Genomic DNA, 18,587 nt, shown 5'->3' with positions numbered 1-18,587 from the left:
TTATAGAGCCTGTTTACAACGAAAATTCCTCACCCAGATACACAGCGCGTACTTGCTGGTTTGATAAAATGCTTTGGGGAGAACCTTCGCATAAGATGCTTCCTTGGGATACAATGTAGGCGCGCTCGCAGATGTCTAATGTTTCTCGAACGTTGTGATCCGTAATTAATATACCAATATTTTTATCACGTAAATGTTGAATAATTTTTTTAATATCCAGCACTGAAATGGGATCCACTCCAGCAAAAGGTTCGTCCAGTAAGATAAACGAAGGCTCAATAGCTAAAGCGCGAGCAATTTCAACTCGTCTTCTTTCACCACCAGATAAACTCATGCCTAAATTTTTTGCCAGGTGGTTGATGTGAAATTCCTGCATGAGTTGATCGAGTTTTTCTTTGCGCTGTTTATCATTGAGCTCCTTTCGAAGCTGTAAAATAGACATAATGTTTTCTGAAACCGTCAATTTGCGAAAAATGGATGCTTCTTGAGGAAGATAACCGATGCCCAATCGAGCCCGTTGGTGCATAGCGGTTTCGGTAATGTCTTGACCATCTAAAAAAATATGACCTTCATCGCAGGATTGCAGGCCAACAATCATATAAAAACAGGTTGTTTTCCCCGCGCCATTGGGTCCTAGTAAACCCACACATTCCCCATGGGAAATCTCAACGCTGACTCCATTAACAACCGTTCTATTTTTGAAGGATTTTTTTAAGTGTTGGGCAACTAGTTTACTCATGATTTTTTCTCGGGGTAAATCGTAATGCTGGTTCGTTGATTGCCTGAACGTTTCGTGATGACGTGTTGTTGTTCAACGTTATAAAGAATTGTGGGCGCTTGAAAGGTATTCTCACCTTGCGACACCTTTGCATTTCCTACAAGCTCAATGATGTGCTTATTAGGATAGTAATATATTTTATCAGCATATGCATGTAAAACCGGTTTATTGTGGGCTGTCAGACACCAAAAATGAGCTTGAGCATGCGTATCTCCTTTAGCAAAGGCTTTGATGAGTTGGTTACTTTCGTTCCCTTGCGTTATTGCAAAAGCTGCTCTTAAGTGAGAGCTTCCTTGATCAAGTTCTACATCTCCGGTGTAGATCCCTTTATGCGTTGCTTGGTTGATGTCTGCTTTATTCGCTCGTAAATACAAGGTCTTTTCACGATCATCCGGTAGAGCAAAACTAATGCAGGAAATGAATAGGCTGAGGAACACTGCACAAATACAAATAACATGCTTAGCCATGTTTTGGCTCATATTTACCTCTCGCGTTTCCTAATAATTTGACTCGTTTTTCGGCAAGGTAGGCTTTCATGCCTTCAGATTGAACGATGTTCCCAGGTTGCTCAAACGTCACGCTTTTTTTAGTTGTTGCGAGTTTCTTCTTAGGAAAATAGATAATTTCTTCTGTTTTCAGTGTACTTTCGGGAGTTTTCTCACTCGAAGCTTGATGAAGTACGACATGCTTACTTAAGGTAATTTTGTCGCCGCCGTAGAGTGAAGTGGCTTCAAGTGCTTTAATTTCCCACGGTGTTTGATTTTCCTGTGTCACGACAATATAAGGAGTTTTCAACCAATGCTTATTGTCTTTGGGTATATGATGCATTAGGGGTGTTTTCAGAAAATTGATTCGTTTTCCCTCTTCATTATATTGGCTTAATGTTAGGTCCTGGATAATGGTATCAACCGTGTTCGATAACGTATTTTCATCCAATTTTTTAACGGGCGCTGAGCTTGCAAAATACCAGCTTGAAAAAGCAAGGCCGATGAGCACGGCAAATAACCAAGCGGCCTGCTTACCTGCGTTCATGAATTAAAGTATCCTTGCAGGGCTTCCTCATGTTTGTTTTGCGCTGTTAAAATAAAATCACAGACTTCTCTAACCGCCCCATGACCACCTTCGGCTTGGGTATGCCAGATTGCAAATTCTTTAACCTGACGAACGGCATTCGCTACAGCGACTCCAAATCCAACTTGCTGAATAATGGGTAAATCGGGCAGATCATCTCCTATATAGGCACAGGCTTCGTTACTAAGATTTAACGTTTCTTTTAGTAGTTTAAATGATTTTTGTTTTTCAACTTGTCCTTTGAAATAATGTTGAATGCCCAATTGTTCCATACGATGATCAATGACTGCATTACGAGAAGTGGTTATGACTGCCACATGTATGCCTGCCGCCATCAGTAGTTTTAAGCCCATTCCATCTTGTACGTGAAAGGCTTTTAATTCATTACCATGATTATCGACATACAACCTACCATCAGTCAGTACGCCGTCTACATCACAAATAAGACATTTTATGTGTTTCGCTTTATTAATTAATTCGTTCATCTAATACACACCGGCTTTTAATAAATCATGTAAATGAATAACCCCATAAGGGCGGTTGTCTTCTCGAACAATCACAAGAGACGTAATACTATATTTTTGCATCAAAGCTAAAGCTTCTGCGGCCAAAAAATTAGGTGATATGGTTCGACACGAGCGAGTCATCACCTCATGGAGTCGTGTAGTATTGATATCTAACTGCTTAGTGAGTGTTCGTCGAACATCCCCATCCGTATAGACACCAGTAAGATATCCATGCTCATCGACGACACACGTCATGCCTAACTTTTTCGCTGTGACTTCAATTAATGCTTCAGCCACCGTTGCTTTTTCGAAGACGATGGGTAACTGGTCTTCTTTATGACTCATTTCATCGACTCGCAGTAATAATCGTTTACCGAGTGTCCCAGCCGGATGCGATAGAGCAAAATCTTCTGACGTAAATCCTCGTGCTTGAAGTAATGCAATGGCTAGGGCATCGCCCATGACTAAGGCGACTGTAGTACTGGTAGTTGGTGCTAATCCTAATGGACAAGCTTCTGCTTTAATCGACAAATCAAGTGAAACATCGGCGGCTTTTGCTAAGACGGAATCTGGATTGCCACTTAATACGATCAATGGCACTTCAAGTCGCTTTAAAAGAGGTAATAATAAAACAATTTCTGCCGTGTTGCCGGAGTTTGAAATGGCAATTACAACATCTTTGCGAGTAATCATGCCCAGATCGCCATGACTGGCCTCTCCAGGATGCATGAAAAACGACGGTGTACCCGTACTGGCCAAGGTGGCGGCAATTTTATTGCCAATGTGTCCAGATTTCCCCATCCCGGTAACCACTACACGCCCTGGACAAGCCAGCATGATTTTACATGCTCTTTCAAAATGCTCATCAATGCGCTGAGTTAACTCAAAAACCGCATGTGCCTCGGTTTCTATCACCGCGAGCCCAAGTTTGCAAAAGTTCATAGGCGAAAAATTTAAAAAGAAGAATCCTATCTTAACACATCATGAAGGCAGCATAAAATTGATTGCAATAAATTTCGGGTTGTTTTGAGTCATTCTTTTGATATCTGAGGATCTATCTTGCTTGAACGTTCAAAGCAGGAGTTTTCACAATTAAGTCTGTACATTTTTACTATTTTTTAATCTAAGAACGACCCTTTCTCGCAAAAACTTAGAATAAGGGTATATAATATACCCGTAATCCTTCAAAATGCGAGTTTTATACTGTTCCTTTTTCTTTCTGCTCAATTTTAAAAAACTCGCAATGGAATCGCCATTACTCGTTTTTTAAAATTGAGCCGGAAAAAAATAAATGCGTCTAAAAGATCGCATTTTGAAAGATTACGGGCAGAGAACCATACGGTGCGCGTTCAATTTTTTGTGGTTTGGTGAGATTCATTATTGGAACAATTCCATGACGGATAATTTCGTTGAAATCAAAGACTTATCATTTTCCCGAAATCAGCGTGTCATTTTCAATGGCGTGGATATTGCTGTTCAACGCGGAAAAATTACAGCGATTATGGGACCGAGTGGAAGTGGAAAAACCACGCTACTTCGATTGATTGGTGGTTTGCTATCACCCAGTTCTGGGGAAGTCATTGTTGATGGGTGTAATATCCATCAATTGTCTCGTAAAGCGCTTTATGCAATTCGAAAAAAAATGGGCTTACTTTTCCAAAGTAGCGCTTTGTTTACGCATCTCTCAGTCTTTGATAACGTCGCTTTCCCGTTAAGAGAACACACCAATCTTAGCGAAGCCATGTTACGTGATATTGTATTAATGAAACTAGAGGCAGTAGGACTTCGTGGGACGGCGAATTTTATGCCGAATATGTTATCTGGAGGTATGGCAAGAAGAGTCGCATTAGCTAGAACCATTGTTCTTGATCCTCTGCTCATGATGTATGATGAGCCATTCACAGGTCAAGATCCAATTGCCATGGGGGTGCTGGTGCGCTTGATTAAGCGTTTAAACCAATTGTTAAATACTACGACCATGATTGTTTCTCACGATGTGAATGAAACTTGCTCCATTGCAGATTATGTCTATTTGATTGCTGAAGGGAAAGTAATCGGTCAAGGTACGCCTTTAGAATTGCAAGCGTCATCTGATCCACATGTCCATCAATTCATGCATGGGCAAGCGGATGGAGTGGTACCGTTTCATTATCCAGCACGTCCTTATACTGAGGAGTTACTTGATGCTTGACCGAATTGCCCGCTTTGGTCACATGAGCCTTTCAACTTTCCAAATGGTGGGGAGTTCAGGTGTGTTTTTGTTGCGCGTTTTATTTCGAAAGCCAGATATTTTGCGCCTTTGGCCTTCATTGCGGGCCCAATTATATTATATTGGCGTGTTGTCCTGTTTAATTATCATCGTTTCTGGGTTATTTATTGGTGGAGTAGTGGGCTTGCAGGGTTATAATACCCTCGAAAAGTTCGGCGCTGACAGTCAATTAGGTCAATTATTGGCTTTAAGCATTGTGAGAGAGCTTGGGCCTGTTATTAGTGCCTTATTGTTTGCTGGGCGAGCAGGATCTGCTTTAACTGCAGAAATCGGATTGATGAAAGCCACTGAGCAACTTGACAGCATGGATATGATGGGAGTGGATCCATTAGGGCGTATTATTTATCCGAGGTTTCTGGCTGGCTTAATCGCGCTACCTATTTTAACCTTAATTTTTTCAGCAGTGGCTGTGTATGGTGGCTATTTTATTGGTGTGGATTGGTTGGGCGTGGATTCGGGTAGTTTCTGGTCGAATATGCAATCTGCAGTGAGTTTTCATTTAGATGTCTTAAGCGGCATAATTAAAAGCATTGTGTTTGCATTTTTGGTGATATGGATATCGGTGTTCCAGGGGTTTTCCTGTGTTCCAACGGCAGAGGGGATCAGTCAAGCGACAACAAGGACTGTGGTTTATTCATCGCTGGCGGTATTGGGGTTTGATTTCTTATTGACGGCGATGATGATTGGAGGCTGGTAAATGAATAAGCAGCGATTTATTGACATCTCTGTAGGTCTTTTTATGTTATTGGGCGCACTGGCTTTATTAATTATGGTATTAAAAGTCAGTGGCATGTCGGATTTCAATTCGTCTAAGGTTTATGAAGTAACGGCCGATTTTAGTGATATTGGAGGGCTTAAAGTACGAGCTCCTGTGACGGTTGCTGGTGTTAAAATAGGCGAGGTAACGAAAATCGAGCTTCAGCCAGAGCAGCTGAATGCTAAGGTGACGATGGCATTACGACGAGATAAGCCTATACCTTACGATGACACCTCGGCACGGATTTTGACGGAAGGTTTACTTGGATCGAATTACATTAGCATCGTTCCGGGTTTTGAAGATGATGAGGACCGGTCACATCCTTATCTACAGGATGGTGATGTAATCGCTAGAACTCAGCAAGCAATCATTCTAGAAAATTTAATCGGACAATTATTATTTAATATTAAAAAGTAGAATAACAGAGAATCCAGGAGATGGATATCATCGTGATTTGTTGGAGAGGGGATAAGCATGAAAACAATAAAAGCATTCTTGATTTTAGTGACTCTAGTGTTATCACAGATTGTAATGGCAGAAAGCTCTCCAATTCCTATGTTGGAGGGAGCTGCAAATAAGATCACCAATACTTTAAAGGAAAATCGTGCCAGCCTAAAAAATAATCCGCAAGTGATTCATACTGCGGTTAGGCAATATTTATTGCCGATTGTAGATGTAACCGGCATGTCAAGATCGGTTTTAGGACGCCAGGCTTGGAATAAAGCCACAAGTGCTGAGAAACAACAATTTATACGGGAATTTACGCAACTGGTTATCCGTACGTATGCGACTCCACTTGCAGAATATTCTGACGAAAAAGTTAAATTTCTTCCCTTACGCGGTCCAATCAATGGCCGATTTGTGCGTGTAAATAGTGTCATTGTGCGAAGTTCTGGTCCAAATATTCCTTTAAGCTATAGCTTGGTAACGAAAAATGGGCAATGGAAGATTTATGATTTAAGTGTTGAGGGTGTAAGCTTACTGCAAAGTTTTCGTTCTCAGTTTGGTCAAGTGTTGCAAAATTCAAACATGGCTGAGTTAATTGCACAAATGAAAAAAACGAAGGCGAGTTAATCATGGTAGAAACGTTGAGTTTAACAGGTGAGCTAACCTTTAATACGGTGCAAAGTAACCTTAAACAACTCGTTCTGCTACTTACTCGTTCAAAAACAAATAATTTGAAGCTCGATTTGGGTCAGGTAACACAATGTGACAGTGCAGGACTAGCCTTGCTTATTGAGGCCAAACGCTTGTCAAAACAATATAAAAAAAAGTTAGAAATTTCTGGGGCCTCGCAGGCAATTTATGCTTTGGCTGAATTTTGTGGTGTGGAAGTGGTTTTAAATGATAAGTAATGAACAAATTGAACAGTATCTTCGTTCAAATAATGAAGTAGACTTTGTGACGGTTGAAGGGGATGGGTATCACTATAAATTAACCGTTGTTTCAGACGCATTTGTTGGAAAATCAAAGGTTGCAAGACAGCAGTGGGTGTATGCTTTATTAAAGGACTATATCACAAGCGGAAGTCTGCATGCTTTAAGCATGACGACCTGGACAAAGGATGAATGGGAGAAACAACATGGATAAGTTGATCATTAATGGTGGCCACCCCTTAAATGGTGAAGTGATTATTTCTGGAGCAAAAAACGCCGCCTTACCAATTATGGCGGGAACAATTTTAGCAAATGATAACGTAACCATTTCTAACGTGCCGCACTTGAAAGATGTGACCACCATGATGGAACTTCTGGGCCAATTAGGAGCGCAGTTGACCATTGATGAAAAAATGAATGTTCAAGTGGATGCCAGCCATATCAATGAAATGGTTGCGCCCTATGAGCTGGTTAAAACCATGCGTGCCTCAATTTTAGTGTTAGGTCCTTTATTAGCTCGATTTGGCAAGGCAGATGTGTCTTTGCCAGGTGGATGCGCAATAGGAACCCGGCCGGTCGATTTGCATCTCAAAGCACTTAAAAGTATGGGTGCTGATATTTCAGTTAGAAATGGCTTTATTAAAGCACGATGTAAACACGGGCGCTTGCAAGGTAAAACATTGGTTTTTGATACCGTAACAGTAGGCGGAACAGAAAACCTGATGATGGCAGCAACGCTTGCTGAGGGTAAAACGATTATTAAAAATGCGGCCCGTGAACCCGAAGTGGTTGATTTGGCTAATTTTCTAACGCTTATGGGGGCTAAAATCTCAGGAGCAGGCACATCTACCATTGAAATTGAAGGCGTAGAGGCTCTAGGAGGGGGAAGTTATTCGGTTATGCCTGATCGTATTGAAGCAGGAACATACCTTGCTGCAGGTGCTGTGACTCGTGGCAAGGTCACCGTTCGTAAGGTGAAACCGGATAATTTATTATCCATGCTTTGTAAATTTGAAGAAGCAGGCGCTGCCATTACATTAGGCGAAGATTGGGTGCAATTGGATATGCACGGACTTCGTCCACAGCCGGTGAATATAGCGACAGCGCCGTATCCTGCATTTCCAACTGATATGCAAGCCCAATTTATGGTGTTAGATACGGTTGCGGATGGTTCTTCTACCATTGTAGAGACAATCTTTGAAAATCGCTTCATGCATGTACAAGAATTACAACGGATGGGCGCTCAAATTCGCTTACATGGGAATACCGCTATGATTAATGGGGTGGAACATTTAACCGGTGCTCCAGTCATGGCGACCGACTTAAGAGCTTCTGCGAGTTTGATCTTGGCAGGATTAATTGCTGAAGGTGAGACTCGGGTCGAACGTATTTATCATGTTGATCGCGGATATGAGCGTATTGAAGAAAAGCTATCCATGCTTGGGGCGGATATTAAACGGTGTTCATCCAGTGATTAAACGTTCAAACCTTTCTCAGTATCTTGATGAGTTTTTATCCTGTGCCAGTTTCCAGGATTATGCGCCCAATGGGTTACAAGTGGAAGGGAAAGACACCATTCATAAAATTTGCACTGCTGTAACGGCCTCTGAAAAAGCTATTGAGGAGGCCATTGCAAAAAACGCAGATGCTCTTTTAGTGCACCATGGTTACTTTTGGCGAGGTGAAGATCCAACGGTTAAGGGCATTAAGAAAAGAAGATTGGGACTGCTTTTAGCTTCTGAATTAAATCTTTTCGCCTACCACTTACCTCTGGATTGCCATGCTACACTGGGTAACAATGCTTGTTTAGCAAAACGCTTAGAGGTCGGATCTATTCAAAGCCACAAAATTAATAAAACGCCTGATCTATTGTGGTCTGGCACTCTGAAAGAGTCTTTATCCATTCAGAAACTAACGCAATTGATCACGCATAAATTAAATCAAACCCCTTTCGTGATCCACGCTTCAGATAAACCCATTCAACAGATTGCCTGGTGTTCTGGTGCCGCCCAAGATTATATTGATGAAGCGGTTGCTCTTGGAGTGGATGCCTACCTCAGTGGCGAGGTTTCAGAACGAACGTATTATTTAGCAAAGGAATTAGGAATTCACTACTTGGCATGCGGTCATCATGCGAGTGAGCGCTTTGGAATACAGGCTTTAGGCGAGCATCTTAGCCAGGAATTTGAGCTTAGCCATGAATTTATCGATAGTGACAACCCCATTTAAGAAAAAAATTTCATTCCTTCCAATTCGCCTATATTACATACGACTATCTACCATATCGACCTTCAAAAAAAATTTCTAGAGGATTAATTATTTACCGGTTGATAATCGGAATTCGAGTTGCTCGATGAGGAGGCTTTTGAGGGAAACAGATCGTCAAAATCGATTCGCTTATCGGCTAGTGCTTTGCGCTTTTTATCTAAACCTGCAACTTTATAAATAATCGTAGGCAGAACAAGACCTAATACGCCGATGGTAAAAGCAATTTTGTAGGTAGGGTCTTTATCCAGAGCAAGAAATACCAAACAAATGACCATTAAGATAATTGCCAAAATCCCAGTATAGGGCGACCAGGGGGTTTTATAATGCAGGTCGTTTGCACTATAGCCTGCTTTGATGAGCCGTCTTCGGAAATTTATTTGCGCCCAACATAAGGAAATCCAAGCAATAGCACCAGTAAAACCTGAAACGAGTAACAGGGCGATGTAAAGCATGGATTGACCAAAGAAATAACCGGCTAAAAGCAATAGCCAAATCGCAGCCAGTGTGACAATACCTGCATTTTGAGGCACTGCATTACGATTGAGCTTTGCTAATTTTCTAGGGGCCATTCCGCTTTGAGCTAGTGCGTGCATGGAACGAACGATACCATAGACTCCTGAATTAGAGCACGATAAGGCAGCGGTCATGGTAACAAAACTTGTGGCAGCTCCAGCCCATTTAAGTCCGTAAAAATTAAGTGCTTCAGCAAATACAGAATTGGCTAAACTCGCCTTTTGCCAAGGAAAAATTAAAACAAGGCAAAATACGGGAATGATGTAAATAAAAATAATTCGAAAGGTTACATTGCGAATAGCACTTGGAATCATGCGGCCAGGATCAATCGATTCGCCTGCTGCAAGACCGATGATCTCGGAACCTTGATAATTCACCAAAAGCAGCACCATTGCCGTTAAAAACGCCATAGGGCCATTGGGGAAAAGCCCTCCTTGGTCAAAGATATATTTGCCCCAGAGGATATTCTCTGGTCGAGGACCATGAATTACACCAAAAAAAATAAACACGGATAAGGCGACGAAGCCAAATAACGCTAAAATTTTTATAATCGCAAGCCAAAACTCAATTTCACCAAAGGTTCCTACTTTGGCTAAGTTAATATAGGTAATTAATAGACCAAACCCAACAGCCCACACATAGCCATTAATCCCAGTAAAATGCTCCATAATGATTCCACCGGCCACGCACTCTGCGGGAATATAAGCAATCCAGCTCAGCCAATACGACCAACCTACGCCACAAGCCAGTGCAGGGGAGATAAAATCTGCTGTATAATGAATAAACGAGCCTGAAATCGGGATAGCAACGGCTAATTCACCCATACACAGCATGGTTAAATAAATAATTAAGCCGCCAAGAATGTAAGCAAGAAAAACAGCAGGCCCCACTTGGTGAACCATTTCACCTGTTCCGAGGAAATACCCTGAGCCAATAATGCCGCCTAAAGCAATAAGCTGAACGTGTCGAGTTTTTAAGGCTCGACGAAAGTCGCCATCATTGACTGGCAATGCGTTAATCGGTTTTTTCTTCGCCACTGACCCCTCAGAAAAGGTTAAATAATATGGTGCGCGAATTGTATGATAATTTTATTATTTGTCTATCTATTTTTGCATTAATTTTGCAAAAAATGAACGATTAGAATGGTGTTCGGATCAGGGTGTAATACTCATACAAGTAGATAAAATAAGGTTCAAATTTGCCTATACCCATTTTACCTGAAAAAACCAGTATCTTCAGGTGGAATGGGTATATATAAGTGTTGCCACTCCGATCATGCTTATTAGAACATTAAATTATTTTACAAACAAACTATGCTAGCATAATTCTATGCTTGCTTCACAGAACTAAATCTGCTTAGAATCAAGGCCTAAGTCTATTCCATTCTATGACAAGCACTGACGTTGTTACAGATTTTTCTTCTTACGGTCTCAATGGCCTTGGTGTTCAGGCAAAAATATGAAAGAAAAACATCAACTTAAAATATTGTTGCTTCAAATTCGTGAAGATGAAGAAACCATGCTCGAAGAGTTTTATGAATTTGTGCAGTTTAGCCAGCTTCATGAAGAGCAATTTACAAAATTAAATACGTTTAAAACGATTCATTTTCCTCCATCCATTATGGATGATTATGATGTTTTATTTGTCGGCGGTTCAAGTGATGCTAGTGTTTTAAACGTAGAAGACTATTTGTTTGTTCCGCATTGCAAAGCGTTGATTCGTTATTGTTACGATAACAATATCCCAGTGCTTGCGTCATGTTTTGGTTTCCAGATTGCGATGGAAGAGCTTGGGGGTAAAGTCATACTAGATAAAGAAAACATGGAAATGGGCATTTACTCTATAAATTTACACTCAGAAGTAAAAGATGATCCCCTCTTATACGATTATCCCGAATCGTTTTGGGCTGTATCGGGCCATAAAGAACGAGCTAATAAAATTCCTTCAAATTGCATTCTTTTGGCTTCTAGCGAGCGGTGCCCTTATCACATCGTTAAATTTATCGATAAACCGATTTATTGTTTTCAGTTTCATCCTGAAGTGGATACGAAGGATTTGATTACTCGAATAACACGCTATCAAATGCGCTATTTAGATAATAATGAATCTCTTCAAGAGATTATTGATACAGCTATTCACGAGACGCCGTATTCTAATAAAATTGTGAAGGATTTTATCGAGCGAATTGTTCTTCCTCATTACAACGGCTAGTGCAGGTAATTTGCAGAAGAGAAAGGCTGGGGGAGGGTAGGTATGATAAGAGACCTTTTAGAACATTTGGCGGAGAGAGAGGGATTCGAACCCTCGATACGTTTCCGTATACACACTTTCCAGGCGTGCGCCTTCGACCGCTCGGCCACCTCTCCGAAGCCGCAAGATTATACTGATTGATTAAAAAAATCAATCCCATTGGGTCATCTTCAACAAAACCTAAGTGTTAGATCAAGAATAAAGCCATTAGGATAAGTCATTATAAATAGATTATAATTATAAAAATCACTTTAGAGAAAAGCGTTATGAGTCGAATTGCTGCATTGTTCTGTTTAATAGGCTTATCTTCCCCTGCTTTATCATTTCCTTGTTTTATTACTTTAGCAAAAGATAGTTGCTGGGGAGATTATAATGTCACGGTAACTGTACAGTCCGTAATGAATGATAATAAAACGCTGGCTACTATTATTGTGCCAGAGGGGACTTTTTGGGAAAGGCAGAAATTTGAATGTCAGCCTAAGGAAGAATTAAGATTTGTAGCAGAGTTTAATCCCGCATTTTGGCAGGAAGATGCTGGAAAGCAATATGAAGGTGCTCGTTTTTGGTTTTTGCCCGAGAAGATTACTGCCAGTGAAACCGCCTGGAATATAAACCTCTGTTTTCCAAAAGATTTTGCTGAAGTGCCCCTGCCACCTCAGGCTGGTTCAAATTGCAAGTGTGATTTTTCAACAATTCCACCAGTACCTCCGCAATAATGTACGCCATCCCAACAACAATAAACCTACACTAGGAGTGTTGTGTGACTACAATAAGAAAAATGATTGGCCAAATGCTCATTATGGGATTTGCAGGATATGATGTTGATGAACATAGCCCAGTTACAGAATGGATTCAGCGTGATGCGATTGGTGGCGTTTTGCTGTTTGATTATGATTTTCCTAACCAGCAATTTGGTAAAAACCTTAAGAATAAAACTCAAATTAAATCGCTTAATGAAAAGCTTTATAAGTACTCGTTACAAGCGAACGATGATAAAGAATGTTTACCTTTATTTATTGCATTAGATTATGAAGGGGGCGATATTGATCGTCTAAAATACATCGACGATTGTGTACAAACCATTCCACCCGTCATGCAGGCAAAACTTTCGGATGATGCTTTGTTGCAAGAAGCTCGAATCATGGCTCATACCTTAAAATCATTAGGATTTAATCTTAATTTTGCCCCAGTTGTTGATTTAAATCTAAACGATCAAGTCGGAATTATAGGTAAGCGGGGGCGAAGTTTTTCGAATGATCCCATCGAGGTGATACGTGCTGCTAATCAATTTGTAAAAGCATTCAAAGAGCATGATATTGTATGCTGTTATAAGCATTTTCCAGGTCATGGCAGTGCTCTTGGTGATACTCACGAAGGGTTTGTGGATGTAACGGACACGTTTGATTCAAAAGAATTGATTCCTTATGAGGTCTTATTAAAAGAACGTAATGCTCCGATTATGGTAATGACGGCGCACGTGGTAAATCATCATTTGGATAATACAGGCTTGCCGGCTACGTTATCTTATCCTATTTTAACAGGATTATTGCGCAACAAATTGCAATATGAAGGCATTATCATCAGTGATGATTTGCAAATGCATGCGATTAGCAATCATTATCAACTTTCTGAGGCTCTAGCGCGAACCATTAATGCGGGAGCGGACATGTTGATTTTTGGAAACCAACTTGGACAAATTAATGCACCTGAAGTGATTGATTGCATTGAAGCGCTAGTGGAAAGCGGAGAAGTGCAGCGGTCACGGGTTGAAGAATCTTTTCAACGGATTCATCATTTTAAAAAGAAACATATCACAGTAGACAAATCTTTCGAACTGAATCTCGCTTAGATTAGGATCTGTTGGCAATTCGGTTGCAATCCACGACCTGTCTTATGTTCCAAGGCTTGTGCGGCCGCCTACGTTCCCCGGCTTGTCCGGCTGTCCTACGTTCCCCGGCTTGTCCGGGGAATCTAAAGACACCAAGAAAAAGTCGAGGGCGTAGGCCGTGCGATGAATTGTCAACAAGGCTCTAACCATAAATTATGGAATTGAAAATAAAACAGCGTAGATGGCGGTCATAATTACAAGAAACTAAGCTACGTTTTTTATTTTCTCTTTTATTCACTAGGGATTTTGTGTTAAAATATTCTCTTTATGTTCAAAAATAAATCAAAAGAGGCGTAGATGACCATTTTGATCCCTTATTGCCAACGCTCTTACTCTACTTATCCTTTCTCTTTTTGTAATTGTTGTTAGTTCTCTTTCTTCAATGAATTCATTCTTATAAGGGTACTCGCATGTGCGCACAACACTCAGCAAAAAAAACTTCTTTTTGGTTTAGCACTCCTGTTCTTTATGCCGTGATGATTTTCTTAGGTATTTTAAGTGGGATGTCTGATATACCACTTCTTAAAACACTCGGATTATTAATTGCCGATGTGTTTATTAAAATCTTTAAATGTATTAGTTTGCCCATCATTTCACTTTCTATCATTGTGACACTCGCAAGCTATCGCTCGGATGGGATGATGAAACATATATGGCGTAGAACCATGCGTTATACGTTAGGAACGACATTAGTCGCCGCAGCCATTAGTTGTTTGTTGTATCTAGTCATTCATCCCAGCATGGTTCATGATGCAAAACACACAGAGGTGGTTTCCACAAGCCAGTTTAGTTATTTAGACCATGTATCTAATTTAATTCCTAGCAGCTTATTTTCTCCATTTCTTGAGCAGCAAGTTTTAAGCGTGTTGTTTCTCAGTATAATAATCGGAGTAGCGATTCGTTTTATACCTGATGACGAGCCGAGGCAAACCATTACGCAATTTTTTAAAGGTGCTCATGGGCTTTTCATGGTGATAACCAAATGGGTCATTACAATTATTCCATTGGGGTTGTTTGGCTTTATTACCTCGTCGGTTATCCAGATCCGGACAGGAACTGTGTTAAGAGGAATAGGAGAATATTTACTGGTTATTGTCTTAGCTAATCTCGTGCAAGGACTGGTGATATTGCCGTTATGGTTACGATCTCACGGCATAAAACCTTATGCTGCTTTAAAAGGCATGCTGCCGGCTCTATCGCTTGCCTTTTTCTCTAAGTCTTCAGTGGGTAGTCTTCCAGTTACCATGGATACGGTTGAAACGTCTCTTAAGGTAAAGCCTGAGGTGGGGCGATTTGTGTTGCCATTATGCACCAGCATTAATATGAATGGTTGTGCTGCGTTTATTTTTGTGACCGTCATGTATTTGATGCAAAATCACGGCATCGAAGTAACTTATGCCTCGATGGCTTTATGGGTGGTTGTGTCGACTGTGGCAGCGATTGGTAACGCCGGCGTACCCATGGGATGTTTTTTTCTGAGCGCAAGCCTTTTAGCCAGCATGAATGTTCCTATAACTCTGATGGGAATTATTTTACCTTTTTACAGCCTTATCGATATGTTAGAAACGTCATTGAACGTATGGTCGGATGCTTGTGTTACCAAAGTGGTGGATGAGAAACATAAGCAAGCACTCTCGCATGAATATCCTGTTTTAGTAAACCAGGATGAATCGATCAAAACGGTACTAAGTTAATAAATCGACGCAGATAGCATAATAAAGATCCGTTAATATTTCTAATTCAGCTATTGAAACACACTCATTGACTTGATGAATGGTTGCATTAACAGGCCCTAATTCAATCACTTCAACGCCAAAAGGGGCGATGAAACGAGCGTCTGAAGTGCCTCCACTGGTGGATAGCTGAGGTTCTAGCGTGGTAATTTTTCGAATGGCGCTAACGGTTGCATCGACGAGTTTTCCTTGAGCGGTTAAGAAGGGTTCGCCATTTAATTGCCATCGAATTTCTGGGTTAAGATGATGCCGACTAAAGCAATCTTCAACGGTTTTCATGAGAGAGTCTGCAGTATGTTCGGTTGAAAATCGGAAATTAAACTGTAATTTGAGTTCACCCGGTATAATGTTTGAGCCTATTCCTCCGGCTTCAATGTGGGTTATTTGCAAAGTCGTGGGGGGGAAATAATCATTGCCTTTATCCCATTTTGTACTGACTAATTCCGTAAGCAGAGGACTTAGAGTATGAATTGGATTTTCAGCTAAATGCGGATAAGCGACATGCCCTTGTTTACCCTGGAGTATCATTCTTCCGGTTAATGATCCTCGTCTCCCAATTTTAACCACATCGCCAATGTATTTAGTGCTTGAAGGCTCGCCAACAATACAATAATCAGGAATGATGTTCTTTTGAGCTAAAGTCCGCATGACATGTGGGGTGCCTAACTCAAACTCTTCGCCTTCCTCGCCGCTGGTGATTAAAAATCCTAAAGCGCCTTTAAATTCGGAATGGTTCTCAAGAAATCGTTTTGTCGCAAGTAGCATGGCAGCCAAGCTACCTTTCATATCTGCAGCGCCTCGGCCAAATAAAAGACCGTTTCGTTCAACAAGCTCAAAGGGATTTGTGTCCCATTTGTTTGTTTCGCCAACTGAAACGACATCGGTATGCCCAGCAAATAAAAACAAAGGCTTATCCTCTCCAATTTGAGCATAAAAATTGGAGACAGGGTGGTTATTTAAGGGAGTGCACGTAAATCCGAGCTCCTGTAAATAATCCATCATGAATGGTTGACAGCCATCATCATAAGGCGTAACGGATTCAAATCGAATCAACCGGGCCAGTAAGTCCTTGACTGAGCTCATGATGGAATATCTCGCAATAACTCATTGATGCTGACCTTAGCGCGCGTTTTCTCATCCACTTGTTTAACAATAACTGCACAATAAAGACTATACCGTCCATCTTCACTGGGTAAATTTCCTGGGACAACGACCGAACCAGCTGGAATACGTCCATAGGTGATTTCACCGGTTAGTCGATTATAAATTTTTGTGCTTTGTCCAAGATATACACCCATTGAAAGAACAGACCCTCGCTCTACAATGACTCCTTCCACCACTTCAGAGCGGGCACCAATGAAACAGTCGTCTTCAATAATGGTAGGGTTTGCTTGAAGCGGTTCAAGAACCCCTCCAATTCCAGCTCCACCAGATAAATGAACGTTTTTACCAATTTGCGCACAAGAGCCTACCGTTGCCCAAGTATCCACCATCACGTTTTCGTCGATGTACGCACCAATGTTGACATAAGAAGGCATTAGTACGCTATTTCGTCCAACAAAAGCTCCATGCCGTACCATCGCATGGGGGACAACACGAACACCCATTTCCTGAAAATCTTGGCTACTCAAATGATTAAATTTTAAGGGTACTTTATCGTAAAACTGGCAAAAACCAGCCTCAATCACTTCATTGGGATTCATCCGAAATGAAAGTAAAACGGCTTTTTTAATCCATTGATGAACCGTCCAATCCTTGCCTTCTTTTTCTGCAACGCGATAAAACCCTGAGTTTAATCCGTTTAAAACGTCTTCTACCGCCTCTTTTAATTCACGGGTAGCTGATTGTGGGGTAATGGTTTGACGTGATTCAAAATTCGCTTCAATTATTTGCTGCAAATGACTCATGTTCATCCTATTTGGCGATTAAAAAAAGCCAGTATAGCGTTTTTTGTAACGATCGTCATGATGGTTTCCATCAAATCAGATAGGGAGTATACTTTCTTCATTCGTTACTGCTCTCCCCCTACCGACTTCCCGCGGCTTGACCGCGGGATCCAGCGATCTAGAAAGGATTCCTGGATCCCACGGTCAAGCCGCGGGAAGTCAAGTGAGGTGAGATGGGCGAGCAGTTACAGTTACCTTCATTCTTAACATTAGGCCTTGTCATGCGATTGTTAATTACGGGTTGCGCAGGATTTATTGGGTATCATCTTGCTAAAGCGCGTTTAGAAATGGGTGATCAAGTCATTGGGATGGATAATCTAAATGACTATTACGATGTGCGTTTAAAGCAAGCTCGATTGGAATTGCTGCAATCTCATCCATCGTTTCACTTTTATGAGCGTGACATTTGTAATCTGGAACAAGTAACCGAGGTTTTTAAAACGCATAAGCCTGAGCGTGTAGTCAATTTAGCCGCCCAAGCTGGCGTGCGATACTCTCTTCAAAATCCTCTCGCTTATATTCAATCAAACGTTGTTGGCTTTACGAACATCATTGAAGCTTGCCGCCATCATCACGTTGAGCACTTAGTGTATGCTTCTACCAGTTCAGTGTATGGGGCGAATGAATCACAACCTTATCGTGAAAAGGATGGTACGGCTCACCCTCTAACTATTTATGCTGCGTCTAAAAAGGCAAATGAATTGATTGCACATTCTTATTCGCATTTATATCAATTGCCAACGACTGGCTTGAGATTTTTTACCGTTTATGGACCCTGGGGAAGGCCTGATATGGCATTTTTTACGTTTACCAGAGATATTTTGCAAGGAATCCCTATAAAAATTTTTAATCAGGGTCAAATGCAGCGTGATTTTACCTATATAGATGATATTGTTATGGGTCTTTCTCTTGCGATTGATAAAATACCTAAGCCCGATTCAGCTTGGTCTGCTATGCAACCTGATCCATCCAGAAGCCACGCACCCTATCGAATTTATAATATTGGCAATGGTAATCCTGTAAACTTAATGGATTATATTCGAGCTATTGAAACGGCAACGGGCAAAGAAGCGATTAAAGAATTTATGCCGATGCAAAAGGGCGATGTATTGTCCACGCATGCTGACACGACCGCTTTACACACTGACTTTGGCTATTTACCCAAAATCAGTGTTGAAGTCGGTGTGGCAGAGTTTGTGAAATGGTATAGGACATTTTACAATGTTTAACGC

Annotated in this window: 21 protein-coding genes and 1 tRNA gene; 13 read left to right on the top strand and 9 right to left on the bottom strand. The window is 41.1% G+C overall.

What is annotated here, in order from left to right; translation table 11 throughout:
* Positions 1 to 13: 13 nt before the first annotated feature.
* The 5 genes from lptB to E1O41_RS02770 are packed head-to-tail and all read right to left on the bottom strand — an operon-like array spanning position 14 to position 3,297.
* Positions 14 to 739, bottom strand: coding sequence for an LPS export ABC transporter ATP-binding protein (gene lptB, locus E1O41_RS02790; protein WP_131775799.1), 726 nt, complete (start codon positions 737 to 739; stop codon positions 14 to 16).
* Positions 736 to 1,245 carry a lipopolysaccharide transport periplasmic protein LptA gene (lptA, locus tag E1O41_RS02785; protein WP_131775798.1) on the bottom strand — a complete coding sequence of 170 codons (510 nt, stop codon included), beginning with the start codon at positions 1,243 to 1,245 and terminating at the stop codon, positions 736 to 738. Before lptA ends, lptB begins: the two co-directional genes overlap by 4 nt.
* Positions 1,238 to 1,810, bottom strand: coding sequence for an LPS export ABC transporter periplasmic protein LptC (gene lptC / locus E1O41_RS02780; RefSeq protein WP_131775797.1), 573 nt, complete (start codon positions 1,808 to 1,810; stop codon positions 1,238 to 1,240). Before lptC ends, lptA begins: the two co-directional genes overlap by 8 nt.
* Positions 1,807 to 2,334: a KdsC family phosphatase gene (locus tag E1O41_RS02775; RefSeq protein WP_131775796.1), complete on the bottom strand. Its 528-nt coding sequence runs from the start codon at positions 2,332 to 2,334 to the stop codon at positions 1,807 to 1,809. The genes lptC and E1O41_RS02775 overlap by 4 nt, the downstream gene beginning before the upstream one ends.
* A complete protein-coding gene (locus tag E1O41_RS02770; protein WP_131775795.1) occupies positions 2,335 to 3,297 on the bottom strand; it encodes a KpsF/GutQ family sugar-phosphate isomerase in 963 nt (320 codons plus the stop codon).
* A gap of 451 nt (positions 3,298 to 3,748) precedes the next feature.
* Between E1O41_RS02770 and E1O41_RS02765 the strand changes: the two genes are divergently transcribed.
* Genes E1O41_RS02765 through E1O41_RS02730 form a run of 8 tightly spaced genes read left to right on the top strand, consistent with a single transcriptional unit; the run spans position 3,749 to position 8,986 of the window.
* On the top strand, positions 3,749 to 4,546 hold the full coding sequence (locus tag E1O41_RS02765) for an ABC transporter ATP-binding protein (protein WP_131775794.1): 798 nt from the start codon (positions 3,749 to 3,751) through the stop codon (positions 4,544 to 4,546).
* On the top strand, positions 4,539 to 5,321 hold the full coding sequence (gene mlaE, locus E1O41_RS02760; RefSeq protein ID WP_131775793.1) for a lipid asymmetry maintenance ABC transporter permease subunit MlaE: 783 nt from the start codon (positions 4,539 to 4,541) through the stop codon (positions 5,319 to 5,321). Before E1O41_RS02765 ends, mlaE begins: the two co-directional genes overlap by 8 nt.
* Positions 5,322 to 5,798: an outer membrane lipid asymmetry maintenance protein MlaD gene (mlaD, locus tag E1O41_RS02755; protein ID WP_131775792.1), complete on the top strand. Its 477-nt coding sequence runs from the start codon at positions 5,322 to 5,324 to the stop codon at positions 5,796 to 5,798. It begins immediately after the preceding gene.
* A gap of 57 nt (positions 5,799 to 5,855) precedes the next feature.
* Positions 5,856 to 6,455, top strand: coding sequence for a Tgt2/MlaC family protein (locus E1O41_RS02750; RefSeq protein WP_131775791.1), 600 nt, complete (start codon positions 5,856 to 5,858; stop codon positions 6,453 to 6,455).
* Between the two features lie 2 nt (positions 6,456 to 6,457).
* Entirely contained in the window at positions 6,458 to 6,736 is a 279-nt protein-coding gene (locus E1O41_RS02745) for an STAS domain-containing protein (RefSeq protein ID WP_131775790.1), read from the top strand.
* Positions 6,726 to 6,971: a BolA family protein gene (locus tag E1O41_RS02740; RefSeq protein ID WP_131775789.1), complete on the top strand. Its 246-nt coding sequence runs from the start codon at positions 6,726 to 6,728 to the stop codon at positions 6,969 to 6,971. Before E1O41_RS02745 ends, E1O41_RS02740 begins: the two co-directional genes overlap by 11 nt.
* Positions 6,964 to 8,235: a UDP-N-acetylglucosamine 1-carboxyvinyltransferase gene (murA, locus tag E1O41_RS02735; RefSeq protein ID WP_131775788.1), complete on the top strand. Its 1,272-nt coding sequence runs from the start codon at positions 6,964 to 6,966 to the stop codon at positions 8,233 to 8,235. The genes E1O41_RS02740 and murA overlap by 8 nt, the downstream gene beginning before the upstream one ends.
* Positions 8,228 to 8,986: a Nif3-like dinuclear metal center hexameric protein gene (locus tag E1O41_RS02730; RefSeq protein WP_131775787.1), complete on the top strand. Its 759-nt coding sequence runs from the start codon at positions 8,228 to 8,230 to the stop codon at positions 8,984 to 8,986. Before murA ends, E1O41_RS02730 begins: the two co-directional genes overlap by 8 nt.
* An 83-nt stretch (positions 8,987 to 9,069) precedes the next feature.
* Here the strand turns inward: E1O41_RS02730 and E1O41_RS02725 are convergent, their stop codons facing one another.
* On the bottom strand, positions 9,070 to 10,575 hold the full coding sequence (locus tag E1O41_RS02725) for an amino acid permease (RefSeq protein ID WP_131775786.1): 1,506 nt from the start codon (positions 10,573 to 10,575) through the stop codon (positions 9,070 to 9,072).
* Between the two features lie 421 nt (positions 10,576 to 10,996).
* Between E1O41_RS02725 and E1O41_RS02720 the strand changes: the two genes are divergently transcribed.
* A complete protein-coding gene (locus E1O41_RS02720) occupies positions 10,997 to 11,749 on the top strand; it encodes a type 1 glutamine amidotransferase (RefSeq protein WP_131775785.1) in 753 nt (250 codons plus the stop codon).
* A gap of 67 nt (positions 11,750 to 11,816) precedes the next feature.
* Here E1O41_RS02720 and E1O41_RS02715 read toward each other — a convergent pair.
* Positions 11,817 to 11,904, bottom strand: a tRNA-Ser gene (locus E1O41_RS02715).
* Between the two features lie 150 nt (positions 11,905 to 12,054).
* On the opposite strand from E1O41_RS02715, the gene E1O41_RS02710 reads away from it, so the two are divergent.
* From E1O41_RS02710 to E1O41_RS02700, 3 genes are all read left to right on the top strand, one after another.
* Positions 12,055 to 12,504, top strand: coding sequence for a hypothetical protein (locus tag E1O41_RS02710; protein WP_229669317.1), 450 nt, complete (start codon positions 12,055 to 12,057; stop codon positions 12,502 to 12,504).
* Positions 12,505 to 12,548: 44 nt separating this feature from the next.
* Positions 12,549 to 13,637 (top strand): glycoside hydrolase family 3 protein, encoded by a 1,089-nt coding sequence (locus E1O41_RS02705; protein ID WP_131775783.1) that lies wholly within the window; start codon positions 12,549 to 12,551, stop codon positions 13,635 to 13,637.
* Between the two features lie 449 nt (positions 13,638 to 14,086).
* Entirely contained in the window at positions 14,087 to 15,370 is a 1,284-nt protein-coding gene (locus tag E1O41_RS02700) for a dicarboxylate/amino acid:cation symporter (RefSeq protein ID WP_131775782.1), read from the top strand.
* On the opposite strand, the gene dapE is transcribed toward E1O41_RS02700, so the two are convergent.
* Positions 15,362 to 16,492, bottom strand: a complete 1,131-nt coding sequence (dapE, locus tag E1O41_RS02695; protein ID WP_131775781.1) for a succinyl-diaminopimelate desuccinylase — start codon at positions 16,490 to 16,492, stop codon at positions 15,362 to 15,364. The genes E1O41_RS02700 and dapE overlap by 9 nt on opposite strands.
* Positions 16,489 to 17,316: a 2,3,4,5-tetrahydropyridine-2,6-dicarboxylate N-succinyltransferase gene (gene dapD, locus E1O41_RS02690; protein WP_131775780.1), complete on the bottom strand. Its 828-nt coding sequence runs from the start codon at positions 17,314 to 17,316 to the stop codon at positions 16,489 to 16,491. Before dapD ends, dapE begins: the two co-directional genes overlap by 4 nt.
* A 260-nt stretch (positions 17,317 to 17,576) precedes the next feature.
* Here dapD and E1O41_RS02685 point away from each other — a divergent pair, with 260 nt between their 5' ends.
* Positions 17,577 to 18,584, top strand: coding sequence for an NAD-dependent epimerase (locus E1O41_RS02685; RefSeq protein WP_131775779.1), 1,008 nt, complete (start codon positions 17,577 to 17,579; stop codon positions 18,582 to 18,584).
* Positions 18,585 to 18,587: the final 3 nt, after the last annotated feature.

The organism is Legionella impletisoli (genome assembly GCF_900639875.1).
GTDB classification, from domain to species: domain Bacteria; phylum Pseudomonadota; class Gammaproteobacteria; order Legionellales; family Legionellaceae; genus Legionella_A; species Legionella_A impletisoli.
This window is presented reverse-complemented; position numbering and strand designations above follow the sequence as displayed.